This is a genomic window from Microbispora sp. GKU 823, from assembly GCF_002027145.1.
In the GTDB taxonomy this organism is placed as follows: Bacteria; Actinomycetota; Actinomycetes; order Streptosporangiales; family Streptosporangiaceae; genus Microbispora; species Microbispora siamensis.
In genome coordinates this window covers 249,034-269,965 of the sequence record NZ_MWJN01000001.1, presented here as the reverse complement: position 1 = coordinate 269,965, position 20,932 = coordinate 249,034, and the positions used below count along the sequence as shown (strand labels likewise).

Here is a 20,932-nt window from a genome sequence, read left to right as displayed (position 1 = left end):
TCTTGACCGTCCAACACAGCCGGGTATAAACACATACGAAACAACATCGAAACGGCGGTGAACCAACACGATGTACGCCGAGGAGCGGCAGCAGGAGATCCTGCGGGCGGCCCGCGACGCCGGCCGGGTCGACGTGGTGACGCTGGCCGAGCGGTTCGGCGTCACGACGGAGACGATCCGCCGCGACCTGACCGCACTGGAGCGCGCGGGCGTCCTGCGGCGCGTGCACGGCGGCGCCATCCCGGTCGAGCGCCTGGGGTTCGAGCCCGCCCTGGCCGCGAGGGACGAGGTGATGACGGCCGAGAAGGAGCGCATCGCCAAGGCCGCCCTGGCCGAACTCCCCGAGGACGGCTCCGTGGTGATCGACGCGGGCTCCACGACGAGCCGGCTCGTGCAGGCGCTGCCTCCGGACCGCGAGCTCACCGTCGTCGTGAACTCGCCTCCGCTGGCCACGATGCTGGCGGCCCGCCCCAACCTGACCGTCCTCATGCTGGGCGGCCGGGTGCGCGGCCGAACGCTGGCGACGGTGGAGGACTGGGCCATCCAGCAGTTGTCGCAGCTCAACGTCGACGTGGCCTTCATGGCCACCAACGGCTGCTCGGTGGCCAAGGGCCTGACCACCCCCGATCCGGCCGAGGCGGCGATCAAGCGGGCGATGATCGCCTGTGCCGACCGCGCCGTCCTGCTGGCCGACCACACGAAGTTCTCCGGCACCTACCTGGCGCGCTTCGCCACGCTCGGCGAGATCGACGTCGTGATCACCGACACCGGGCTCGACCCCGACCAGGCCGCCGCGCTGGCCGCCGCGGGACCGGAGGTCGTCCGGGCATGATCCTCACGCTGACCCTCAACCCCAGCCTCGACCGCACGATCGAGGTCGGCGCCCTCACCCGCGGGGCCGTCATCCGGGCGGCCGCCACCCATCTCGACCCCGGCGGCAAGGGCGTCAACGTGTCGCGGGCCCTGCTGGCCAACGACGTCCGGTCGTGCGCGGTCATCCCGTACGGCGGCAGCGAGGGGCGCCGTCTCCTCGACCTGCTGTCGGCGGAGGGCATCGACATGATTCCCGTGCCGGTGGAGGGCCCCACCAGGTCCAACGTCGCGATCGCCGAGCCGGACGGCACCGTCACCAAGGTGAACGAGCCGGGCACCGCGCTGACCCCCGCCGAGCTCGACACGCTGGCGGGCGCCGTGCTCGACGCCGCCAGATCGGCCGACTGGGTGGTCGCCTCGGGCAGCCTCCCGCCCGGCGTGCCGGTGGACGTCTACGCCGGGCTGTGCCGCCGGTTCGCCGGCGCCGGCATCAACCTCGCGGTCGACACGAGCGGCCCCGCCCTCGTGTCCGCGGTGAACGCCGGCCCCGCGCTGGTCAAGCCGAACCGCGACGAGCTCGCCGAGGCCACCGGCACGTCGATCGCCTGTGTCGGCGACGTGCTCGACGCGGTCGGCAAGCTGCGCGCCATGGGCGCGCGGTCGGTCCTGACCAGCCTCGGTGCGGACGGCGCGCTGCTGGTCGAGGACGACGAGCAGGTCTGGTACGGCGAATGCGCGGTCGAGGAGCCGCGCAGCAGCGTGGGCGCGGGCGACGCCCTGCTGGCGGGCTTCCTCGCCGCCGGGGCCCGCGGCGGGACGGCCCTCGCCGAGGGCCTGGCCTGGGCCGGCGCGGCCGTGGGGCTGCCCGGCAGCCGGATGCCCGGCCCGGCCGACATCGATCGCACACACGTCCGGATCGGTCCCCCGACCCGGCCCGGCCGCTCACGCCACCCCCTCGCCCGGCGCTCGGGGGCGCTTGAGCGCGACGCACCGTCCCTACCGATTCACTCGCCTCGCTCGCTCATACCCGGGGGATGAGCGCCACCCCCCACCAACCGGCCCGCCAGGCCGGTCGCCCCGGAAGGAGCACGTCAATGGCCACGCCTTATACCCCCACCGTCCACGGCACCGGTGTGCGGGCCACGATCCAGCGCTTCGGCGGCCATCTCGCCGGGATGATCATGCCCAACATCGGCGCCTTCATCGCCTGGGGCCTCATCACGGCCCTGTTCATCCCGACCGGGTGGGTGCCCAACAAGACACTCGCCGAGCTGGTCGATCCGATCATCAAGGTCCTGCTCCCCGTGCTCATCGGCTACACCGGCGGCCGGATGGTCCACGCCCAGCGTGCGCGGTCGTCGCGCCGTCGCCACGATGGGCGTGGTCGTCGGGGCGGAAGTCCCGATGTTCCTCGGCGCGATGATCATCGGCCCGCTGGCCGCGCTGATCCTCAAGTACGTCGACCGGTTCACCTCCGAGCGGACCAGGGCCGGCTTCGAGATGCTGGTCGACAACTTCACCGCCGGCATCGTCGGCGCGGTGATGGCGATCGCCGGCGTCCTCGCCATCGGCCCGGTCGTGGAGAAGGTCACCGAGGTGGCGGGCAGCGGCGTCGAGTGGCTCATCACCCACTCGCTGCTGCCGATCGCGTCGGTCATCATCGAGCCCGCCAAGGTGCTGTTCCTCAACAACGCGATCAACCACGGGGTGCTCGGGCCGCTGGGCGTCGCAGAGTCGGTCAAGCACGGCAAGTCGATCCTGTTCATGCTGGAGTCCAACCCCGGCCCGGGTCTCGGCCTGCTGATCGCCTACCTGCTGTTCGGCCCGAGGTCCCTGCGTCCCAGCACCCCCGCCGCCGTGATCATCCACTTCTTCGGCGGCATCCACGAGATCTACTTCCCGTACGTGCTGATGAAGCCGCGCCTGATCCTCGCGGTGATCGCCGGCGGCGCCTCGGGCGTGCTCACCTTCCGTGGTCACCGGGGCGGGCCTGGTCGCGACGCCGTCGCCGGGCAGCATCTTCGCCTACATTGCGGTGACCCCGAAGGGCGGCTGGTTCGGCGTGATCGCCGGAATCGTGGTCGCGACGGCCGTCTCCTTCGCCGTCGCCGCCGCGCTGCTGGGCTTCGGCCGCGCCAACGGCGACCAGGCGGACGACCCGGCGCCGGACGCCATCGCGAACGACACCACCGACACCCACATCACGAGCGGCGACGACCGCGACACAACCGGCGAGACGGCGGCCGAGAGCGTGCCCGCCACCAAGGAGGCGTAGAACCGTGTCCAGCATCGAGGGCAAGGACGTCCGCAAGCTCATCGTGGCCTGCGACGCGGGCATGGGCAGCAGCGTCATGCTGGCGAGCACGCTGCGCAAGCAGCTCAAGGGCACCGCGGTCAGCGTGGAGCACACCCCGGTCAACTCGATCCCCGGGGACGCCGACGTGATCGTGTGCCACACCGGGCTGGCCGATCGGGCCAGGGCGAGCGCCCCCGGCGTCGTGCTCGTGCCGTTCCAGGTCTTCATCGGCGACCCGGCCGTGGCGCGGGTCGTCACCGCCATCAAGAACGGGGGCACGATCGATGGCTGACCGGGCCGGCACGGCCCCGCTCCCCCTCGACCCCCGCGCCGTACGGACGGCCGCCACCGCCGCGGACGTCGAGGACGCCATCCGGCAGTGCGGCGCCGTCCTCCGGGAGGTCGGCGCGGTGGACGGCGGCTACACCGAGGCCATGCTCGAACGTGAGCGGTCGATCTCCACGTACGTCGGCGAGGGCGTCGCCATCCCCCACGGCACGCTGACCTCGAAGGAGGCGGTCCGCCACGACGCCATCTGCGTGCTGCGCTTCCCCGAGGGCGTCGACTGGCACGGCGAGCGGGTGACGGTGTGCGTCGGCATCGCGGCCCGCGGGGACGGCCACCTGCGGCTGCTGTCGGAACTCGCCCAGATCCTGCTCGACCCGGACCGTGCCGCGGCCCTGCGCGCCGCCACCGAGGTCGACGAGGTCATCCAACTGCTGCAACCGGACGGAGAGGAAGACTCCGAGTGAAAGTCGCCCGTTTCCACGCTCCCGGGGACATCCGGCTGGAGGAGGTGCCCGAGCCCGCCGCCCGCCCCGGCGAGGTCAAGATCCGCGTACGCAACTGCTCGACGTGCGGCACGGACGTGAAGATCCACCGGTTCGGGCACCACCACATCAGGCCGCCCCGGGTGATGGGCCACGAGATCGCCGGGGAGATCGTGGAGCTCGGCGAGGGCGTCACCGGCTGGAACCCGGGCGACCGGGTGCAGGTGATCGCCGCGATCCCCTGCGGTGAGTGCGAGGAGTGCCGCCGGGGTCACCTCACGGTCTGCCCCAACCAGGAGTCGATGGGCTACCACTACGACGGCGGCTTCGCGCAGTACATGGTCGTGCCGGCCAAGGTGCTCGCCGTGGACGGGCTCAACCGCATCCCCGACGGGGTGGGGTTCGCCGAGGCGTCCCTCGCCGAGCCGCTCGCCTGCGTCCTCAACGGGCAGGAGCTGGCCCGTGTCGGCGAAGGCGACGACGTGGTCGTCGTCGGCTCGGGCCCGATCGGCTGCCTGCACGTGCGGCTGGCCCGCTCGCGCGGCGCGGCCCGGGTGTTCCTCGCCGACCTGAACGCCGAGCGCCTCACGATGGCCGCCGACCTCGTACGGCCCGACGCGGCGATCTGCTCGGGCGAGACCGACCTCGTGGACGAGGTGCTCAAGCTGACCGGCGGCCGGGGCGCCGACGTGGTGATCACGGCGGCGGCCTCCGGTGCGGCCCAGCAGCAGGCGTTGCAGATGGCCGCGCGGCAGGGCCGGATCAGCTTCTTCGGCGGGCTGCCGAAGGACGACCCGATCATCGCCTGCGACTCCAACCTCGTGCACTACCGGGAACTGACCATCGTCGGCGCCAACGGGTCGAGCCCGGCGCACAACGCCCGCGCCCTGCGGCTCATCGCCGACGGAGCGGTGCCGGTCGCCGACCTGATCACCCATCGCCTCGGCCTGGACGAGGTCATGGACGCCATCGACGTCGTCGCCCGCGGCGCCGCCATCAAGGTCACCATCGAGCCCTGAGATCTGAGAGGAAGCCGATGCCGGAAAGGACAGTGGCGGTCGCCTCGCGCTCCGGCCTGCACGCCCGCCCCGCCAAGATCTTCGTCGAGGCGGCGGCGCGGCAGACGGCGCCCGTGCGCATCCGCGTGGGCGACGGGAAGGCCGTCCCCGCCAACAGCATGCTGGGCGTGCTCACCCTCGGGGCCGGGCACGGCACCGAGGTCACCCTGGAGGCCGAAGGCCCGGGGGCGGAGGAGGCCCTGGCCGCCCTCGTGGACCTGCTGTCCCGCGACCTCGACGCCGAAGGGGCCGAGGGGGCCGCGGACCCCGGAGCCGCCGAGGCTTCCGGGGCCGTCTGAGCCGCCGGGGGCCGCCTGACCGGTGCCGAGGATGCCCGGCCGCTCGGCCGGGCATCCCGTCCTGGACGGTAGGTGGGTGTTCGGTCAGGGAGCGACGGCGCGGGCGACGCACTCGCGCAGGAGGGCCCGGCGGCGGTCGTGGTCGGCGGCGGGCTCATCCGCGGTGGCGGCGTAGAAGCCGCTGGCCGGGGACCAGGCACAGGCCATGGCGATGACCAGGGCGATCAGGTCGAGGGGGTCGCCCTGGCGGAGCGTCCGGCGGCCTGGGCGGCGGCGATGGCGGCGAGTTTCGGTTCGTCGCGGGGGGTGTCGGTGAGGCGTCCTGTCGGACGTCGTTCCAGCCGCAGCCAGGCCATGAGGCGGACCAGTTCGGGATGGCGCAGGTTCTCGTCGTACATTCCCACGGCCCAGCCGGGCAGGTCGTCGGCGTCGAAGGCGACGGCGCTCATGAGCCGGTCGGCGTGGTCGGCGATCACCGCGTCGAACAAGCCGTCCTTGCTGCCGAAGTAGCCATAGACCTGGGCTTTGTTGGTGCGTGCGGTGGCGGTGATGCGGTCGATCCTGGCGCCGGCGATGCCTCTTTGCGCGAACTCCTCGGCGGCCGCGTCCAGAATCCGGCGCCTGGTCGCGGCACCCTTCGGTGTGGTCGGCAGCTCGGGCATGACCTCAGCCTAGCAGACAGACTAGTCGGTTTACTTCTCGGTCGAGTGTGCCCTACGCTGAAAAACAGACCGAATAGTCTGTTTGGAGGATTCATGCGTACCACCACCGGCTGGATGAGCACTGGGGGCGCCACCGCGCTGCGGCGTGTCCGGGTCGAGCGCCGCGACCTGCGCGACGACGACCTCGCGGTCCGCGTCGACTACTGCGGCGTGTGCCACAGCGACCTGCACCGGATCGGCGGCCTTCTCGGCGAGGGCGCTCTGGTGCCCGGCCACGAGTTCACCGGCACGGTCACCGCCGTCGGCGTCGCGGTTACCGAGTTCTCGGTGGGCGACCGGGTCGCGGTCGGGACCGTCGTCGACTCGTGCGGGGTCTGCGAGATGTGCCGGATCGGACAGGAGAACTTCTGCTACGAGGGCCCCGTCACCACCTACGGCGGGACCGACCGCGTCGACGGCACCAGGACCCAGGGCGGCTACAGCCGCGAGTACGTGGTACGCGACCGGTTCGCCTACCACCTGCCGGACGGGCTCGACCAGGCCGCCGCCGCCCCGCTGATGTGCGCCGGGTCACCGTCTGGGAGCCCCTGCGCACGGCCGGGATCGGGCCCGGGAGCCGGGTCGCCGTGGCCGGCCTCGGCGGGCTGGGGCACCTGGGGTGAAGCTGGGCCGCCGAGTGGGCGCCGAGGTCACCGTCCTCAGCCGCACATCCGCCAAGGCGCCGACGCCCACAAGCTCGGAGCGGTCGACATCCTGGTGCCACCGACCGACTCGACCGGCAGACTCAGCGGGCACGCGGCAGGTTCGACCTCATCCTGGACACCATCCCCGTCGCGCACGACCTGTCCCCGCTGCTGCGCATGGCGGCCCTGGACGGCACCCTCGCCCTGCTCGGCTACCCCCTGGAGCAGGCGGTGCGGATCCTCGACCTGGTTCAGGGCCGCAAGAAGCTGACCTCCTCGGGCACCGGCGGCCGCCGCCACACCGGCGAGCTGCTGGACTTCTGCGCCGACCACGCCATTACGGCCGACGTCGAGGTGCTGCCCTCGGCGCGCGTTCAGGAGGCACTCGACCGCCTTGGCCGCGGCGACGTCCGCTACCGCTTCGTGCTCGACCTGTCCGACCTCGACCAGCCCGCCGGCTCATAACCGCGGCCGCTCCACAGCGCGCTCCCCTTCGTGGAGACTGGGAGGGCGGGAAGGAGGACCAGCCGATGGCGGCGCGGACACGGCGGACGGCGGACGCGGACGAACGCGACGAGTCACGCTTCCTGCACCGGTTCTTTCTCCACCGGCGGCCCGCTCCCGCGCTGCGTCCGCTGGTCGCGTGGTACAGCGGCTATCGCGAGGCCGGAGTCCCCCCGGCCACGCATCGCGGCCTGCCGTCGCCCTACCTGACGATGATCGTCACGCTCGACGACCCGCTCGTCGTCGCGGCGCACCCCGATCCGCGCACCCCGCCCGGGTCGTACGACACGCTGGTCGGCGGGCTGCACACCAGTCCGGCGCTGATCACGCACGACGGGCGGCAGTCGGGCGTGCAGCTCGCGCTGACGCCGCTCGGCGCGCGGGCCCTGCTCGGGCTGCCCGCCGGGGAGCTGTCCGGGCTCGACCTGGACGGCGCCGAGGTGCTCGGCCGGCTGGCGGGCGAGCTGCGCGAGCGCCTGCTGGAGGCGTCCGGCTGGGACGAGCGCTTCGCGGTCCTCGACACGGTCCTGTCCCGGCACGCCCGCCCGACGCGGGCGCACCCGGCCGAGGTGGCGCGGGCGTGGCGGCGCATGCTGGCCACCGGCGGACAGGTCACCGTGTCCGGTCTCGCCCGCGACGCGGGCTGGAGCACCAGGCACCTCAACGGCCGGTTCCGGGAGGAGATCGGACTGTCGCCCAAGGAGGCGGCGCGGGTGGTGCGGTTCGACCGGGCCAGGCGCCTGCTCCAGAGCGCGGCGGCGTCCGGACGGCGGCTCACGCTGGCCGACGCGGCGGCCGAGTGCGGGTTCTACGACCAGGCGCACCTCGCCCGCGAGTTCGGCGCCCTCGCCGGCTGCTCGCCCAGCCGGTGGCTGACGGAGGACGGCGTGCAGTTCCGAAACGTCCAAGCCGGGACGGGGGACGGCTCGCCAGACTCGGTGGCATGAACGACACCACACCAGCACCTCAGGTATGGCCCACGCTGCGGGCCAGGGACGCACGCGCCCTGATCGCCTTCCTCGTCGAGGCGTTCGGCTTCGAGGAGACCGCCGTGTACGGCGAGGGCGACCGCGTCGACCACGCCCAGCTCTCCTGGCCGCACGGCGGCGGGATCATGCTGGGCAGCGTACGGGACACGCCGGACGACAAGTGGAACCTCACGCCCGGCTCCTTCGGCGCGTACGCCGTGACCGACGATCCGGACGCGTTGTTCGCCCGGGCGACCGCCGCGGGGGCGCGGGTCGTCCAGGAACTGCACGACACCGACTACGGGTCCCGCGAGTTCGCCGTCCGCGATCCGGAGGACAACCTCTGGTCGTTCGGCACCTACCGGGGCGAGCCGCGGAAGGCCTCCACTGCGGGCTGAGGCAGGGGACTGACTCCCCACCATGGTTCGGCGGTGCGCGGGATGGGCGTGATCACCGCCGGAACCTGCCTTTGCTGGATCTCCTCTCCTGAGGGCGTCGAGACGAATACCACGGCAAAAAGCGGAAAGGGAGGTATTGAAGAGGACAAACAGCTCAAACGAGATCAAATAGCGAGAGGAGCCGTCCCATGACGGACGTCTCGAGCAAGGGACCGGAGCCCGGGGACGAGCGTCCGGTGCTGACCAACCGTCAAGGGCACCCGGTCTACGACAACCAGAACCAGCGGACGGTAGGCGCGCGTGGCCCGGCCACTCTCGAGAACTACCAGTTCCTGGAGAAGATGAGCCACTTCGACCGGGAGCGCATCCCGGAGCGGGTGGTGCACGCGCGCGGCACGACGTCGTACGGCTTCTTCGAGGCGTACGGCATGTGGGGCGACGAGCCGATCGCCCGGTTCACGAGGGCGAAGCTGTTCCAGGAAGCCGGCAAGCGCACCGACGTGGCGGTGCGGTTCTCGACCGTGATCGGTGGGCGCGACTCGTCCGAGTGCGCCCGGGATCCGCGCGGGTTCGCGGTGAAGTTCTACACCGAGGACGGCAACTGGGACCTCGTCGGAAACGACCTCGCGGTGTTCTTCATCCGCGACGCCATCAAGTTCCCCGACGTGATCCACGCGCTCAAGCCGGACCCGGTCACCTTCCGGCAGGAGCCGAACCGGATCTTCGACTTCATGTCGCAGAGCCCGGAGACCATGCACATGATCGTCAACCTGTTCAGCCCGCGCGGCATCCCGGCGGACTACCGGCACATGCAGGGCTTCGGGGTGAACACCTACAAGTGGGTGAACGACCGGGGCGAGACCGTGCTGGTGAAGTACCACTGGATGCCCAAGCAGGGGGTCAGGAGCATGACGGCCGAGGACGCCGCACGCATCCAGGCCCACGAGCTGGGCCACGCGACGAAGGACCTGCACGACGCCATCGAGCGCGGCGACTACCCGGAGTGGGAGCTGCTCGTCCAGATGATGAGCGACGACGAGCACCCCGAGCTGGACTTCGACCCGCTGGACGACACCAAGGTCTGGCCGGAGAACGACTTCCCGGCCAAGCCGGTCGGCCGGATGGTCCTGAACCGGACCGTGGACAACGTCTTCGCCGAGAACGAGCAGATCTCCTTCGGCACCGGCGTCCTCGTCGACGGGCTGGACTTCTCCGACGACAAGATGCTGGTGGGCCGCACGTTCTCCTACAGCGACACCCAGCGCTACCGCGTCGGGCCGAACTACCTGCAACTGCCGGTCAACCAGGCCAAGAACGCCGACGTGCGGACCAACCAGCGCGACGGCCTCATGACCTACCGGCAGGACCAGGGGGGCGAGAACCCGCACGTCAACTACGAGCCCTCGATCACCGGCGGGCTGCGCGAGGGGCAGTTCCCGACGCACGACGAGCAGGGCCCGGAGATCGTCGGAAGGCTCACCCGCAAGCGCATCCCGCGGACCAACGACTACAAGCAGGCGGGCCAGCGCTACCTGCTCATGGAGCAGTGGGAGCGCGACGACCTGGTGGAGAACTTCGTCACCATGCTGTCGCGGTGCGACCGGCCGATCCAGGAGCGCATGGTCTGGCACTTCCTGCTGGTGGAAGACGACCTCGGGCTGCGCGTCGGCGAGGGGCTCGGCATCACGCCGGACGACGTCAAGCACCTGGAGCCGCTGGCGAGCCAGGACCTGACCGACGAGGACAGGGAGCGCCTGTCCAACCTCGGCAAGAACGGCCCGCGCGACGTCTCGGGTCTGAAGATGACGCACTGCGTCCCCGACGAGCGGGCGGTCGTACCCGCCATGTGAGATCCGCCGTGCGGATCAGGGCCCGGCCGGGAATCCCCGCGCCGGGCCTTTCACATGAGGCCGAGGGAGCGGATCAGGTCGGTCATCTCGTCGCGATACACGGCGGCGGGCTCGTTGGTGAGCGTGCGCAGGTGCCCGTAGATCTCCAGGGCCACCAGGCCGTGCATGCGGCCCCACACCCGGAGCGCGAGCGCGACGGCCGCCGGAGGCAGATCCGGGAACTTCTCCCGAACGTGGACCACCAGATCCGGGTCGAAACCCTCCCAGACGTAGGAGCGGCCGGGCGGCTGGAGGGGCTCCGCCCGCGACCACGCCGCGGCGACCCGCGGCCATCTCCCGGGCGCAGGAGGGCTTCGGCGACCTCGTCTTCCGGCTCGGCGCGGTGATCAACGCCCATCACGACACGGCGCTGTTCACCTGGCTGCTCGGCGCCCCCGGCTCGGACGACGCCGTCGCGACCGGGTACGACTATGTGGAGTTCACGGACGACCGCATCAGCCGGGTGATCGGCTTCTTCGCGTAACGCCGCATCACCCGCTCGGTGACCGTGTGGGGCGTGCCATGGCGGCACGCCCCACACCCGCGTCAGCGGGACCGTCCGCCGACCAGGGAGACGGCGATCGCGAGGACGAACCAGCGGACGGGCAGCGGGCCGAGGCACAGGACCGCGCCGACGGCCAGGAGCCAGGCGGTCCGGACGCGTGCCCGGACGAGCACGGCCGCGACGGCGACCCAGCCCAGCGCGAGCAGCGCGAACGACAGGAGATAGCCGACCGTCACGGTGTCGAGCCCCGTGTCGGCGATCTGCGGCGCCTTGGCGGCGAGGCCCGGCACGAGGAAGACCGCGTCCCACTGCCCGCCGGCCGTCATAATCGTCCCGGCGAAAGCCAGGAGCCAGGCCGGTCTGCCCGCCCCGGTGGTGAACCGGTCGGTGCGGCGCAGGAGGTCGACGAGGGCGACCGCGAGTGCGATCAGGCTGATCAGTCCCACGACCGCGGCCGCGATCCCCAGCGGGGACCGGGCGATCGCGGCGTTGTCGCCGCCCCGGGCGATCGCGGCGGCCGTCAGGGCCAGGGAGACGACGGCGGACGGCCCGGCGGCGAGCGCGGCTCCGCGCGCCGCGCGGGTGGCGGGAACGGTGAGAGTGGTCATGGACGGACCTCCCGGGAGAAGCGGATCGTTGCCAGGACGCTAGGCGGCGCGAGGCCCGCCGCTCCTCGGCCTCGGGAGCGGTTCCGGCGCCCGCGGGGAGTCTCCTCGGCGCGCCCGGCCGGGCCGCCTCGTCCGCGAGGAGGAGAAGGTCGTCCGTGCGGCGGCTGTCCGGCGCGGGCCGCTGCGGTTATCGTCCTGCCATGTCCGGCTGGCGTGGCGCTCTCCACCCTCTGATCGCGGCTGCCCTCGGGGTGGTCGGCCTGGCGCAGTTGCTCGCCGAGCCGCCGCCGGGCCGGCTCGCCCCCGCCGTGCTGGCGTCGGCGCTCGCCATCGGGGCGCTCGCGCTGATTCCGGGCGGCTCGTGCTCGCGGCCGCCGGGGTGATCGCCGGTGTCGGCGTCCTCGCCGCGCTCCTCGGCACGCCTCCCTTCGCGACGTTCCTCGCCTGCATGGTGCTCTGCTCGGCCCTGGCCAGGTACGGCACGGCGCGGCAGGCTCTCACGTGCTACGGCGCGCTGGCCGTGACGATCTCCGCGATGGCCTTCCAGCAGATCCGCAGCGGGGCGGACGGCGCGCTCGGGCTCGTCTATCCGGTCGTCTACTTCGGCGGGGCCGCGCTCGTGGGGTGGCTGGCCCGTCAGCGGGCGGAGAACCTGCGCCTGACCCGGGAACGCGCGGACGCACTCGAACGCGAACAGGCCGCGGCGAAGGCGCTCGCGGCCGCCGAGGAACGGGCCCGCCTCGCCCGCGACCTGCACGACGTGATCTCCCACGGGATCAGCCTCATGGTCGTGCAGGCCGAGGCGGCGGCGGAGATCCTGCCGCGCGACCCGCACCGGGCCGCGCAGGCGGTGGAGGCCGTCGCCGGCACCGGTCGTGCCGCCATCGCCGACCTGCACACCATGTTGTCGACGCTCAACTCCGAGCCGGCCCGGCTGAAGGTGTCCGACCTCGTCGACGGCGTCCGGCGGCTCGGCGTGAACGTACGGATCACCGAGACGGGCGAGGCCAGACCCCTGCCGCCCGCCGTGGCCGACGCGGCCAGGCGCATCGTGCAGGAGGCGCTCACCAACGCCGTACGGCACGGCGCACCCCGGGAGATCGCCCTGCGGACGGAGTACGCGGAGGGCGAGCTGGTCGTCGAGGTGGCCGACGACGGGCACGGCCCGGGCTCCCCGCGGTCCCGGGGTCGGGCCGGGGTCTGCGCGGCATGGCCGAACGGGCGGGCCTGGTCGGGGGCTCGGTGACCGCGGGGCCCGCCCCGGAGGGCGGCTTCCGGGTCCGAGCCAGGCTCCGCACATGATCCGCGTCCTGCTCGCCGACGACCAGGAGCTGGTACGGCTCGGCCTGCGGATGATCCTCGAGGCGCAGGAGGACGTCGAAGTGGTCGCGGAGGCGGCCGACGGGGAGCAGGCGGTCCGCGAGGCCCTGCTACACCGGCCCGACGTGGCCCTCCTCGACATCCGGATGCCGGGCGTGGACGGCATCGCCGCCGCCCGGCGCATCCTGGCGGACTCCCGGCTGGCCATCCGCGTGATCATGTTGACCACGTTCGACCGGGACGAGTACCTCTACGCCGCCCTGAACGCCGGGGCCTGCGGGTTCCTGCTGAAGTCGACGCCGAGGGCGCATCTGCTGCACGCGGTGCGGACCGCCGTCCACGGCGAGGCGCTGCTCGACCCCGTGCTGACGCGCAGAATCGTCGAGGAACACGCGGCGCGCCGCCCGGCGGAGACGTCCGACCGGCTGGGCGTCCTGACCGGGCGGGAGCTCGACGTGCTGCGCCAGCTCGCCTACGGCAGGTCGAACGCCGAGATCGCCGAGGCGCTCAACCTGGCCGAGACCACGGTGAAGACGCACGTCGCGGCGGTGCTGCGGAAGCTGGACCTGCGCGGCAGGGTGCAGGCGGTGATCCTCGGCTACGAGACCGGCCTCGTGCGGCCGGGGGACAACCCGGCTCCCCGCTGACCGGTCCCCGCCCGGCCCTGTCCACGTGCAGGCGAGGACGGCGTCTCTCGCTTAACCGCACGGGCACCTGAGTCGCTACCCTACGGGGAGGCTGCGATGTTGAGGAGTGTGCGACTATGCGCGTTATTGATGCTTTCCGGCAGGCGTACGGCGGCGAGCCCGCCGGAGTCTGGCACGCGCCCGGCAGGGTCAACCTGATCGGAGAGCACACCGACTACAACGACGGCTTCGTGCTGCCGTTCGCGGTGCCGTGGGGCGTCACCGCGGCGGTCAGCCCCCGCGAGGACCTCACCGTCCGGATCTCCTCGCTCCAGGCCCCCGGCGAGGAGCAGGTGCTGGAGGACGTCGAACGGGCCGAGGGCTGGGCCCGCTACCCCGCCGGAGTCGTCTCGACGATGCGCGGCGCCGGGCTGCCGGTGCGCGGCGCGGACATCGTGATCGACGGCGACGTGCCCAAGGGCGCCGGGCTGTCCTCGAGCGCGGCGCTGGAGGTGTCCGTCGGGCTCGCTCTGAACGACCTGTACGGCCTGGGCCTGGAGCCGATGGCGCTGGCCAAGCTGTGTCAGAAGGCCGAGAACGAGTTCGTCGGCATGCCGTGCGGGATCATGGACCAGGCGGCCTCCGCGCTGAGCAAGGAGGGGCACGCGCTGTTCCTCGACTGCCGCTCGCTGGCCAGCCGCGCCGTTCCGTTCGACCTGTCGGCGTACGGCCTGCAGATCCTCATCATCAACACCGGCGTGCACCACGAACTGGCCGACGGGCAGTACGCCAAGCGGCGCCAGGACTGCGAGAACGCGGCCAAGCACCTCGGCGTCCCGTCGCTGCGGGACGTCACCGACCTCACCGCGGCCCTGTCCAGGCTCAGCGGCGATGAGCGGGCCCGCACCCAGCACGTCGTCACCGAGAACCACCGGGTGGAGGCCGTCATCGGGCTGCTGCGGGCGGGAGCCGTACAGGAGATCGGCGCCCTGCTCAACGCCTCCCACCTGTCGCTGCGCGACCAGTTCGAGGTCTCCTGCCCCGAGCTGGACGTGGCGGTGGAGGGCGCGGTCAAGGGCGGCGCGCGGGGCGCGCGGATGACCGGCGGCGGCTTCGGCGGCTCGGCCATCGCGCTCGTCGCCGACGACCGGGTGGACCGGGTCCGCACCACCGTGGAGCAGGCCTACGCCGAGCGCGGCTGGGCCGCGCCGACGTTCCTGCCTGCCACCCCGGCGGCGGGCGCCCACCGCGTCCGCTGAGGTATCACGCAAGAGGCGGGAAGTCCGGCGGCCGGCGTTCGAGGAAGCTCGCCACTCCCTCGGCGAAGTCCGGCCGCCGAAACGACTCCATCATCAGCCGTACGGCCTCGTCCCTGGCCTCGTCGAGCCCAGCCTGCCAGCCGCCCCAGATCTGCCGCTTGATGATCGCCATCGAGGCGGGCGAGCACTGGGTGGCCAGCTCCTTCGCGTACGCGACGGCCTCGGCGAGCAGCCGCTCCCCCGGCACCGCCCGTACGGCGAGGCCCATGGCGCAGGCCTCCGCGCCGGTGAAGACCCGGCCGGACAGCAGCAGGTCCATCGCCCGCGCCTGCCCCGCCAGCCGCGGCAGGATCCAGCCCAGGCCCCACTCGGCGACGAGCCCGCGCCGGGAGAACGCGGTCGTCCACTTGGCGTCGTCGGCCGTGACGACCACGTCGCACACGAGCGCGTGGACCATCCCCAGACCGGCGCACGCGCCGTTGACCGCCGCGACCACCGGCGTGCGCAGGGTGGTGGGGAACGTGTTGGGCCGCGGGTCCTGCTCATCCGTGTAGTCGCCGGACTGGATGGCCGTCAGGTCCGCGAAGTCGGCCCCGGCGCAGAAGCCCTTCCCCGCGCCGGTCACCACGATCGCCCGTACGGACGGGTCACGGTCGGCCTCCTCCAGCAGGTCGAAGTAGCGCCGTCCCATCTCGGCGGTCCAGGCGTTCAGCCGTTCCGGCCGGTTCAACGTCAGGATCCGCACACCGCCGTCGTCCTCGGACAGCACCACCATCGTCGCCCTCCTTAACCCGAACTATGTTCTACATGGTTCTACATCAGGGGCGGGCGGTGGACGTAGGCCGGCGTGAGCCGTACGTCCTCGTAGTAGCGGTGGAAGACCGGCGTCGCGGCGCCGGACAGGGGCGGCACGATCCAGGACCAGTCGGCGGGGCAGACGCGCCCGCTGCGCTCCTCCCGCTCCAGATGGGTCAGGAACCGCCGCGCCTCGGTGTGGTGATCGGTGATCGTGACGCCGTCCTCCGCGAAGGAGTGCAGCACGGCGACGTTGAGCTCCACCAGGGCCTGGTCGCGCCAGAGCGTCCGATCGTGGGAGGTGTCGAGGCCGAGCCGCTCGGCCACCACCGGGAGCTGGTCATAGCGGTCCCGGTCGGCGAGGTTGCGCGCGCCGATCTCGGTGCCCATGTACCAGCCGTTGAACGGCGCGCACGGATAGGTGACCCCGCCGATCTCCAGCGCCATGTTCGAGATCGCCGGCACGGCGTGCCACTTGAGCCCCAGGTCGGCGAACCACGGGAAGGCCGGGTGCCGGAGGGGCACCTCCAGGACCACCTCGCGCGGCACCTCTCGCAGGACCAGGGCGCCCTTGGCCTCCACGACCAGCGGCAGGACGTCGAACCTCGTGCCCTCCCCCCGCCAGCCCATCCGCAGGGCCCGCTCGGTGATCTCCGCGTTCGCCGGGTCGCCGAGGACCGAGCCGTCCTCGCGTACGTACCCGGCGTAGCGGATGAGCTGGTCGTTGAGGATCCGCGGCGCCCGCTCCCCCGGCCGGTCGGGGGCGAACACCGTGATCGTGGGGCGGATCCTGCCCTTCCCGGTGGCCGCCCTCAGGTGCTCGACGCACTCCTCGGCCACGCCGTCGGCGGTGTCCACGTGCCGCCGGTCACGAACCTGCAGCGACCGCCAGTAGAGGCGCCCGATGCATCTGTTGCTGTTGCGCCACGCCACCCGCGCGCCGAAGGCCAGCTCGCCCGTGGTGTGCGTGTACGTCCCCGTCTGGTCGATCTCCGCGAGGACCTCCCGGAGCCGGACCTCCACCGGGCCCGCCACCGGGTTCTCCGCGTGGTGGAGCCGGATGAAGTTCTCCGCCTCCCGCCTGTCGATCTCCTCCCCACGCTCCCGTACGGGCTCGGGGGTCTTCTTCGATTTACGCCAAGTCAGCACGACCGCCACACACTTCGCGCTCACGGGCGCCCCGCGCCGGTTCCGGGCCGGCGGTGACACCCTTCCGCAGTGGCCCTCACCCCACTGCGCCGTCCGTGGTCCGCGGCAGCCGCGACCGGTACGGCCACGGCGATCACATTTTCCGCGAAGTCCCCGGATTTGTCCGCCAAATCCACACACCGGGCGCATCCCAAGCTCACACCACCCGGCCAGTGCGCCGACGGTTGCACCACGGAATCCCTCCGCGACCGAACGTGACCTTCTAGGATCCCAGCGTGATTTCCTACACTGGCGACATGACCGAGAAGGCGGAAGCCACCGACGAGCAGCCGATCGACTACGAAGCCGTGCGTCGGCGCTTTCCCTGGGTCGGATGCGGCCCCTCCGAGGAACATGACTTCTCCAAGACCTACCGGGACGTCCTGGCCGACGCCCGGGTCAGCCGGGAGATCATCGAAGCCATCGAGACGATCAGGCGGAGCGCGTGAGGCAGCTGCTCATCGACTCCGGCCCCCTGATCGCGACGTTTTCCCCCGGTGATCGCTTTCACGCACGTTGCGCCGAGCAACTGGCGAACTGGCCTGGCCAGCTGGTGATTCCGGAGCCCGTGCTCGTGGAGACCTGCGGCTTCATCCGGAACAACTACCGGAAGGGTCCCGAGTACGAGTCCATCCTGCTCGACCAGGTGTGTTCCGGCAGCGGGGATTTCGCGATCGTCATGCCGACCTCTGAGGATCTGCACCGTGCCAGGGAACTGGTCCGCCGCAGGGTGAACGTTCCGCTGGGGTACGTCGACGCGATGGTGATCGCCATGGCCGAACGCCTGCACGTCACCGATGTCGCGACGGTTGATCTGAAGCTGGTCGGCATGGCGGTCGGCCTCTCCAAGATAAAGCCCATTTCCTGGCTCATCCCGGACCCCTGACCCCGTCCGGCAGAGGCGGGGCGCAACTCACTCACCGCTCGCCCGATCGGCCACACGTCTCGAAGGACGCGACCGCTGCTACGGCGACCCATACGTGGACACACAAACCCCGGGGCGGTGGTCTGTGACCACCGCCCCGGGGTGAAATGCTCCCGCGATAGGACTCGAACCTATAACCTGCCGGTTAACAGCCGGCTGCTCTGCCGATTGAGCTACACGGGATCGTGCTCTGTACTGCTCTGCTCCGCTCGTTCCGGCCTTTCGGCTTTCCTTGCGGCGCGGAACTAGATTAGCGCACTCCGGGGGGTGTCTGTCACATCGATTCCGTCCGCGAGTCGCCGGGTCTTGATCGGCGTACGGCAAAGAGCGCCCGGACGGCCGCGGGAGCCCGCCCGGGCGGGGCCGGAACGGCTGCTGTTGGATAGAGACAGGCCCTCGGGGTAGGGGGGCGGGGAACACGAGCGCGGAGGTGGAAGATGCGATACAAGGCGATGTTCGCCACCGGGCTGGCCGTCGGCTACGTCCTCGGCACGCGGGCCGGGCGTGAGCGCTACGAGCAGATCAAGCGTTTCGCACAGCGGTTCGCGGACAGCCCCACGGTGCAGGAGGCGGCCGGGCTGGTCGGCGCCCAGGCCTCGAAGGTGGCGGGCAAGGCCAAGGACTTCGCGGGCGACAAGGTGCCGTTCCTGAAGAAGACGGAGACCTGGGAGCAGGCCGACAGGTCCGACCGGGTCGGCACGGCCACCGGCTGGCCGGCCGGCGCCGACCAGATCCCCCTGAGCCGTCCCCCGGCAGACCACGCCCTCGACCGCCGCCGGAGCCCACAGCCCGGAGAGCGAGCGGCGGGCCCCCGGCACGATGCCGGGGGCCCGCGAGCGGAGCGATTTGCCCCAAGGTACCCCCGGGGGTATAAACGAGACATGCAGATGAACGAGGCGATGGTCGGCGACGCGGTGACGCGCCTGCGCCGGGCGCACGGCCAGCTCGCCGGAGTGATCGCGATGATCGAGGCGGGCGAGGACTGCGCCAAGGTGCTGACCCAGCTGGCCGCAGTCTCCAAGGCGATCGACCGGGCCGGATTCAAGCTCGTCGCCAGCGGCCTGCGGCACTGTCACGCCGCACAGGAACGGGGCGAGGAGGCTCCGATGAGCATGGCCGAGCTCGAGAAGCTGTTCCTGGCCCTCGCCTAGGTCCTGTCCGGCGAATCAACCAAGCAATGCCTGCCGTACGCGGCCGGCCTGACGCGTCGCTGCGGTTTCCCCAGGGGAAAGGCTCGCCTTTTCATGCCCTGCGGATACCCCCGGGGGTATCTGGCCAACCTTGGACGGAGGTCCCCGGGCGGACGGGGGACGCAGGCGGCTGACCTCAGTTTTTTTGGGCTCGTCATATACCCCTGGGGGTATCAAGAAGTGAGGTGTTCCTATGGAGATCGTGTCCTTCCGCACTCCGGGTCTCGGTGACCAGACCTACCTGCTGACCCACGAGGGCAAGGGAGTGCTCGTCGACCCCCAGCGCGACATCGACAGATTCCTGCGGGCGGCGGCCGAGCGTGACGTGGAGCTGCGTTTCGTCCTGGAGACCCACCTGCACAACGACTACGTGTCGGGCGGCGAGCAGGCGGCTCTGCGCACCGGCGCCGAGCTGGTCCTGCCCGCCGCCGCCGCGCCCGCCTACCCCCACACCCCTGCCTTCCATCTGGAGGACATCGAGGGCGGGGACGGCCTGTCCCTGCGACCGATCCACACTCCGGGGCACACCCCCGAGCACACCAGCTACCTGGTGCTCATCGAGGGTGAGCCGGTCGCGGTGTTCTCCGGCGGCAGCCTCCTGGTGGCCTCGGCGGGCCGGCCCGACCTGCTCGGCATGGCCCGGGCCCGGACCCTGGCCCGGCTGCAGCACGGCTCGCTGCGGCGGATGGCGGCGCTGCCGCCCGGGGTCGGGCTGTTCCCGACGCACGGCGAGGGGTCGTTCTGCAGCGCGAGTGGGGCGGGCCGCTACACCTCGACGATCGGCGAGGAGATCAGGTCCAACCCCTTGCTCGCCGTCGAGGACGCCGAACGTCTGGCCGACGAACTGCTCGCCGCGCCCATGCCGATCCCGGCCTTCTACCAGTACATGGGCCTCGCCAACACGCTCGGCGTGCCGCCGATGCCCTCGGCCTCGGCACCCGAACTGGCCGTCGCCGACCTGCCCCACGACGCGCGAGTGGTCGACATCCGCCCGCGCGGGAGGCAGGCGGACGGCTTCCTGCCCGGCTCGATCGGCATCGAGCTCGGCGTGGACTTCGGCAGCTGGGCCGGGTGGCTGCTGCCGTACCGGTCTCCGATCGTGCTGGTGGCCGAGCCCGGTCAGGACGCGGCCGAGGCGGTGACCCAGCTGGCGCAGATCGGGATCGACACCGTACGCGGCGTCGTACGCGACCTCGGCCCTGCCGCGACCGCGACGTTCGAACGGCTGGACCTGGCGGCCTTCACCGCGCGGGCGGCCCAGCCCGGCGCCCAGGTGCTGGACGTGCGCATGCCGAACGAGCGCGCGGCCGCACGCCTGGAAGGAGCCGTCGAACGCTTCCTCCCCGACCTGGTGGCCGAGGGCATCCCCGCCGAGTTGGACCGCGACCACCCGGTGCTCGTGGCCTGCGGATCGGGCCGGCGCGCGGCCATCGCCGCCACCCTGCTCGCCTGTGAGGGATACACCCCGGTCGTGCTCGACGGCGCCGGCGTGCCCGACGTGGTCGCCGAACTGCGGGCCCGCCACGCGGCCTGACCGCCAACACCACCCCCGACCCCACGCAGAACTCCCGATGGGAAGAGAGCCATGAACCCCGATTCCCCGAACATCGACACCACGACGGCCCGCGCGCTGATCGCTTCCAACCCGGACGTGCTGGTCGTGGACGTGCGGACCCCCGCCGAGTTCGAGACCGCGCACATCAGCGGCGCGATCAACCTGCCGCTCGACCAGGTCGACGCCCACCTGCGGCGGATCGTCGCCGACGCCGGCGGCACGATGCTGCTCGTCTGCCAGTCCGGCGGCCGTGCCACCCAGGCGCGCAAGAAGCTCTGCGACGCGGGGCTGCCGACGCGGTCGTGCTCACCGGCGGGATGAACGCATGGATCGCCTCCGGCGCACCCGTGGCGCGCGGCAGGCAGCGGTGGAGTCTGGAACGCCAGGTCCGCCTGGTCGCGGGCGGCATCGTGCTGGCGTCCATCGTGGCCGACCTCTGGCTGCCGGGGGCGCGCTTCGTCGGCGCCTTCGTCGGCGCGGGCCTGGTCTTCGCCGGGCTGACCGACACCTGCGCGATGGGCATGCTGCTCGCCCGCCTGCCGTACAACCGCGGCGCGGGCGATGTCGACGCCGCCCTCGCCTGTATCCGCCGCCCCGCCGGCCCCGCCTGACGGATTCGAG

Annotated in this window: 27 protein-coding genes, 1 tRNA gene and 2 pseudogenes; 23 read left to right on the top strand and 7 right to left on the bottom strand. The window is 71.9% G+C overall.

What is annotated here, in order from left to right:
- Positions 1-70 precede the first annotated feature (70 nt).
- The 8 genes and pseudogenes from B1L11_RS01255 to B1L11_RS01225 all read left to right on the top strand — a co-directional run bounded on the left by B1L11_RS01255 (position 71) and on the right by B1L11_RS01225 (position 5,236).
- Complete coding sequence (locus tag B1L11_RS01255) at positions 71-832, top strand: DeoR/GlpR family DNA-binding transcription regulator (RefSeq protein WP_079312337.1); 762 nt, start codon at positions 71-73, stop codon at positions 830-832.
- A complete protein-coding gene (gene pfkB / locus B1L11_RS01250) occupies positions 829-1,851 on the top strand; it encodes a 1-phosphofructokinase (protein ID WP_079312335.1) in 1,023 nt (340 codons plus the stop codon). The genes B1L11_RS01255 and pfkB overlap by 4 nt, the downstream gene beginning before the upstream one ends.
- A gap of 336 nt (positions 1,852-2,187) precedes the next feature.
- Positions 2,188-2,700 (top strand): annotated as a pseudogene (locus B1L11_RS53660) (PTS transporter subunit EIIC); the annotation flags it as partial.
- An 85-nt stretch (positions 2,701-2,785) separates the two neighbouring features.
- Positions 2,786-3,088, top strand: a complete 303-nt coding sequence (locus B1L11_RS53655; RefSeq protein ID WP_306291583.1) for a hypothetical protein — start codon at positions 2,786-2,788, stop codon at positions 3,086-3,088.
- Between the two features lie 4 nt (positions 3,089-3,092).
- A complete protein-coding gene (locus tag B1L11_RS01240) occupies positions 3,093-3,401 on the top strand; it encodes a PTS lactose transporter subunit IIB (RefSeq protein ID WP_079312333.1) in 309 nt (102 codons plus the stop codon).
- Positions 3,394-3,861 (top strand): PTS sugar transporter subunit IIA, encoded by a 468-nt coding sequence (locus B1L11_RS01235; RefSeq protein WP_079312331.1) that lies wholly within the window; start codon positions 3,394-3,396, stop codon positions 3,859-3,861. The genes B1L11_RS01240 and B1L11_RS01235 overlap by 8 nt, the downstream gene beginning before the upstream one ends.
- Entirely contained in the window at positions 3,858-4,898 is a 1,041-nt protein-coding gene (locus B1L11_RS01230; RefSeq protein WP_079312329.1) for a zinc-dependent dehydrogenase, read from the top strand. Before B1L11_RS01235 ends, B1L11_RS01230 begins: the two co-directional genes overlap by 4 nt.
- A gap of 17 nt (positions 4,899-4,915) precedes the next feature.
- Positions 4,916-5,236, top strand: a complete 321-nt coding sequence (locus tag B1L11_RS01225; protein ID WP_079312327.1) for an HPr family phosphocarrier protein — start codon at positions 4,916-4,918, stop codon at positions 5,234-5,236.
- An 84-nt stretch (positions 5,237-5,320) separates the two neighbouring features.
- Here the strand turns inward: B1L11_RS01225 and B1L11_RS49530 are convergent, their stop codons facing one another.
- The gene (locus tag B1L11_RS49530) at positions 5,321-5,443 is read right to left on the bottom strand and encodes a hypothetical protein (RefSeq protein WP_256862124.1); all 123 of its coding nucleotides are present in this window, start codon (positions 5,441-5,443) and stop codon (positions 5,321-5,323) included.
- A 17-nt stretch (positions 5,444-5,460) separates the two neighbouring features.
- Positions 5,461-5,898, bottom strand: a complete 438-nt coding sequence (locus B1L11_RS01220) for a TetR/AcrR family transcriptional regulator (protein WP_256862123.1) — start codon at positions 5,896-5,898, stop codon at positions 5,461-5,463.
- A gap of 93 nt (positions 5,899-5,991) precedes the next feature.
- Between B1L11_RS01220 and B1L11_RS01215 the strand changes: the two genes are divergently transcribed.
- From B1L11_RS01215 to B1L11_RS01200, 5 genes are all read left to right on the top strand, one after another.
- Entirely contained in the window at positions 5,992-6,852 is an 861-nt protein-coding gene (locus tag B1L11_RS01215) for an alcohol dehydrogenase catalytic domain-containing protein (RefSeq protein ID WP_256862122.1), read from the top strand.
- The gene (locus B1L11_RS49525; protein WP_256862121.1) at positions 6,813-7,046 is read left to right on the top strand and encodes a hypothetical protein; all 234 of its coding nucleotides are present in this window, start codon (positions 6,813-6,815) and stop codon (positions 7,044-7,046) included. Before B1L11_RS01215 ends, B1L11_RS49525 begins: the two co-directional genes overlap by 40 nt.
- Positions 7,047-7,111: 65 nt before the next feature.
- Positions 7,112-8,032 (top strand): helix-turn-helix domain-containing protein, encoded by a 921-nt coding sequence (locus B1L11_RS01210; RefSeq protein WP_079312325.1) that lies wholly within the window; start codon positions 7,112-7,114, stop codon positions 8,030-8,032.
- Positions 8,029-8,451, top strand: coding sequence for a VOC family protein (locus B1L11_RS01205; protein WP_079312323.1), 423 nt, complete (start codon positions 8,029-8,031; stop codon positions 8,449-8,451). Before B1L11_RS01210 ends, B1L11_RS01205 begins: the two co-directional genes overlap by 4 nt.
- A 188-nt stretch (positions 8,452-8,639) precedes the next feature.
- Positions 8,640-10,301, top strand: coding sequence for a catalase (locus tag B1L11_RS01200; protein WP_079312321.1), 1,662 nt, complete (start codon positions 8,640-8,642; stop codon positions 10,299-10,301).
- Positions 10,302-10,351: 50 nt separating this feature from the next.
- On the opposite strand, the gene B1L11_RS01195 is transcribed toward B1L11_RS01200, so the two are convergent.
- Entirely contained in the window at positions 10,352-10,543 is a 192-nt protein-coding gene (locus B1L11_RS01195) for a TetR-like C-terminal domain-containing protein (protein ID WP_079312319.1), read from the bottom strand.
- Between the two features lie 140 nt (positions 10,544-10,683).
- Between B1L11_RS01195 and B1L11_RS46390 the strand changes: the two genes are divergently transcribed.
- A complete protein-coding gene (locus B1L11_RS46390; RefSeq protein ID WP_179154923.1) occupies positions 10,684-10,824 on the top strand; it encodes a hypothetical protein in 141 nt (46 codons plus the stop codon).
- A 62-nt stretch (positions 10,825-10,886) separates the two neighbouring features.
- Here the strand turns inward: B1L11_RS46390 and B1L11_RS01190 are convergent, their stop codons facing one another.
- Complete coding sequence (locus tag B1L11_RS01190) at positions 10,887-11,453, bottom strand: hypothetical protein (protein WP_079312317.1); 567 nt, start codon at positions 11,451-11,453, stop codon at positions 10,887-10,889.
- Positions 11,454-11,653: 200 nt separating this feature from the next.
- On the opposite strand from B1L11_RS01190, the gene B1L11_RS01185 reads away from it, so the two are divergent.
- The 4 genes from B1L11_RS01185 to galK all read left to right on the top strand — a co-directional run bounded on the left by B1L11_RS01185 (position 11,654) and on the right by galK (position 14,658).
- On the top strand, positions 11,654-11,836 hold the full coding sequence (locus B1L11_RS01185; protein ID WP_143736803.1) for a hypothetical protein: 183 nt from the start codon (positions 11,654-11,656) through the stop codon (positions 11,834-11,836).
- On the top strand, positions 11,815-12,699 hold the full coding sequence (locus B1L11_RS01180; RefSeq protein ID WP_079312313.1) for a sensor histidine kinase: 885 nt from the start codon (positions 11,815-11,817) through the stop codon (positions 12,697-12,699). Before B1L11_RS01185 ends, B1L11_RS01180 begins: the two co-directional genes overlap by 22 nt.
- 52 nt (positions 12,700-12,751) lie before the next feature.
- Positions 12,752-13,420 (top strand): response regulator transcription factor, encoded by a 669-nt coding sequence (locus B1L11_RS01175; protein ID WP_079312311.1) that lies wholly within the window; start codon positions 12,752-12,754, stop codon positions 13,418-13,420.
- A 116-nt stretch (positions 13,421-13,536) separates the two neighbouring features.
- Entirely contained in the window at positions 13,537-14,658 is a 1,122-nt protein-coding gene (gene galK / locus B1L11_RS01170) for a galactokinase (protein ID WP_079312309.1), read from the top strand.
- A 4-nt stretch (positions 14,659-14,662) separates the two neighbouring features.
- Here galK and B1L11_RS01165 read toward each other — a convergent pair whose 3' ends face one another.
- Both B1L11_RS01165 and B1L11_RS01160 read right to left on the bottom strand, forming a co-directional pair.
- Positions 14,663-15,433, bottom strand: a complete 771-nt coding sequence (locus B1L11_RS01165) for an enoyl-CoA hydratase-related protein (protein ID WP_079312307.1) — start codon at positions 15,431-15,433, stop codon at positions 14,663-14,665.
- 38 nt (positions 15,434-15,471) lie between these two features.
- A complete protein-coding gene (locus B1L11_RS01160) occupies positions 15,472-16,626 on the bottom strand; it encodes a nitric oxide synthase oxygenase (protein WP_256862120.1) in 1,155 nt (384 codons plus the stop codon).
- Between the two features lie 251 nt (positions 16,627-16,877).
- On the opposite strand from B1L11_RS01160, the gene B1L11_RS01155 reads away from it, so the two are divergent.
- Entirely contained in the window at positions 16,878-17,090 is a 213-nt protein-coding gene (locus B1L11_RS01155; RefSeq protein WP_218670824.1) for a hypothetical protein, read from the top strand.
- A complete protein-coding gene (locus B1L11_RS01150) occupies positions 17,087-17,527 on the top strand; it encodes a type II toxin-antitoxin system VapC family toxin (RefSeq protein WP_079312301.1) in 441 nt (146 codons plus the stop codon). Before B1L11_RS01155 ends, B1L11_RS01150 begins: the two co-directional genes overlap by 4 nt.
- A 149-nt stretch (positions 17,528-17,676) precedes the next feature.
- Here B1L11_RS01150 and B1L11_RS01145 read toward each other — a convergent pair.
- Positions 17,677-17,749: transfer RNA gene (locus tag B1L11_RS01145), tRNA-Asn, on the bottom strand.
- 698 nt (positions 17,750-18,447) lie between these two features.
- On the opposite strand from B1L11_RS01145, the gene B1L11_RS01140 reads away from it, so the two are divergent.
- The 3 genes and pseudogenes from B1L11_RS01140 to B1L11_RS01130 all read left to right on the top strand — a co-directional run bounded on the left by B1L11_RS01140 (position 18,448) and on the right by B1L11_RS01130 (position 20,922).
- Entirely contained in the window at positions 18,448-18,717 is a 270-nt protein-coding gene (locus B1L11_RS01140; protein ID WP_079312425.1) for a metal-sensitive transcriptional regulator, read from the top strand.
- Between the two features lie 232 nt (positions 18,718-18,949).
- Complete coding sequence (locus tag B1L11_RS01135) at positions 18,950-20,290, top strand: rhodanese-like domain-containing protein (RefSeq protein ID WP_079312299.1); 1,341 nt, start codon at positions 18,950-18,952, stop codon at positions 20,288-20,290.
- 51 nt (positions 20,291-20,341) lie between these two features.
- Positions 20,342-20,922 (top strand): annotated as a pseudogene (locus B1L11_RS01130) (rhodanese-like domain-containing protein).
- The last annotated feature ends 10 nt before the right edge of the window (positions 20,923-20,932 follow it).

Coding starts and splice junctions, on each gene's coding strand:
- B1L11_RS01255 (WP_079312337.1), top strand. CDS start 71: ATGTACGCCGAGGAGCGGCAGCAGGAGATCCTGCGGGCGGCCCGCGAC.
- pfkB (WP_079312335.1), top strand. CDS start 829: ATGATCCTCACGCTGACCCTCAACCCCAGCCTCGACCGCACGATCGAG.
- B1L11_RS01235 (WP_079312331.1), top strand. CDS start 3,394: ATGGCTGACCGGGCCGGCACGGCCCCGCTCCCCCTCGACCCCCGCGCC.
- B1L11_RS01225 (WP_079312327.1), top strand. CDS start 4,916: ATGCCGGAAAGGACAGTGGCGGTCGCCTCGCGCTCCGGCCTGCACGCC.
- B1L11_RS49530 (WP_256862124.1), bottom strand. CDS start 5,443: ATGGCCTGTGCCTGGTCCCCGGCCAGCGGCTTCTACGCCGCCACCGCG.
- B1L11_RS01220 (WP_256862123.1), bottom strand. CDS start 5,898: ATGCCCGAGCTGCCGACCACACCGAAGGGTGCCGCGACCAGGCGCCGG.
- B1L11_RS01215 (WP_256862122.1), top strand. CDS start 5,992: ATGCGTACCACCACCGGCTGGATGAGCACTGGGGGCGCCACCGCGCTG.
- B1L11_RS01210 (WP_079312325.1), top strand. CDS start 7,112: ATGGCGGCGCGGACACGGCGGACGGCGGACGCGGACGAACGCGACGAG.
- B1L11_RS01205 (WP_079312323.1), top strand. CDS start 8,029: ATGAACGACACCACACCAGCACCTCAGGTATGGCCCACGCTGCGGGCC.
- B1L11_RS01200 (WP_079312321.1), top strand. CDS start 8,640: ATGACGGACGTCTCGAGCAAGGGACCGGAGCCCGGGGACGAGCGTCCG.
- B1L11_RS01190 (WP_079312317.1), bottom strand. CDS start 11,453: ATGACCACTCTCACCGTTCCCGCCACCCGCGCGGCGCGCGGAGCCGCG.
- B1L11_RS01185 (WP_143736803.1), top strand. CDS start 11,654: ATGTCCGGCTGGCGTGGCGCTCTCCACCCTCTGATCGCGGCTGCCCTC.
- B1L11_RS01175 (WP_079312311.1), top strand. CDS start 12,752: ATGATCCGCGTCCTGCTCGCCGACGACCAGGAGCTGGTACGGCTCGGC.
- galK (WP_079312309.1), top strand. CDS start 13,537: ATGCGCGTTATTGATGCTTTCCGGCAGGCGTACGGCGGCGAGCCCGCC.
- B1L11_RS01165 (WP_079312307.1), bottom strand. CDS start 15,433: ATGGTGGTGCTGTCCGAGGACGACGGCGGTGTGCGGATCCTGACGTTG.
- B1L11_RS01140 (WP_079312425.1), top strand. CDS start 18,448: ATGCAGATGAACGAGGCGATGGTCGGCGACGCGGTGACGCGCCTGCGC.
- B1L11_RS01135 (WP_079312299.1), top strand. CDS start 18,950: ATGGAGATCGTGTCCTTCCGCACTCCGGGTCTCGGTGACCAGACCTAC.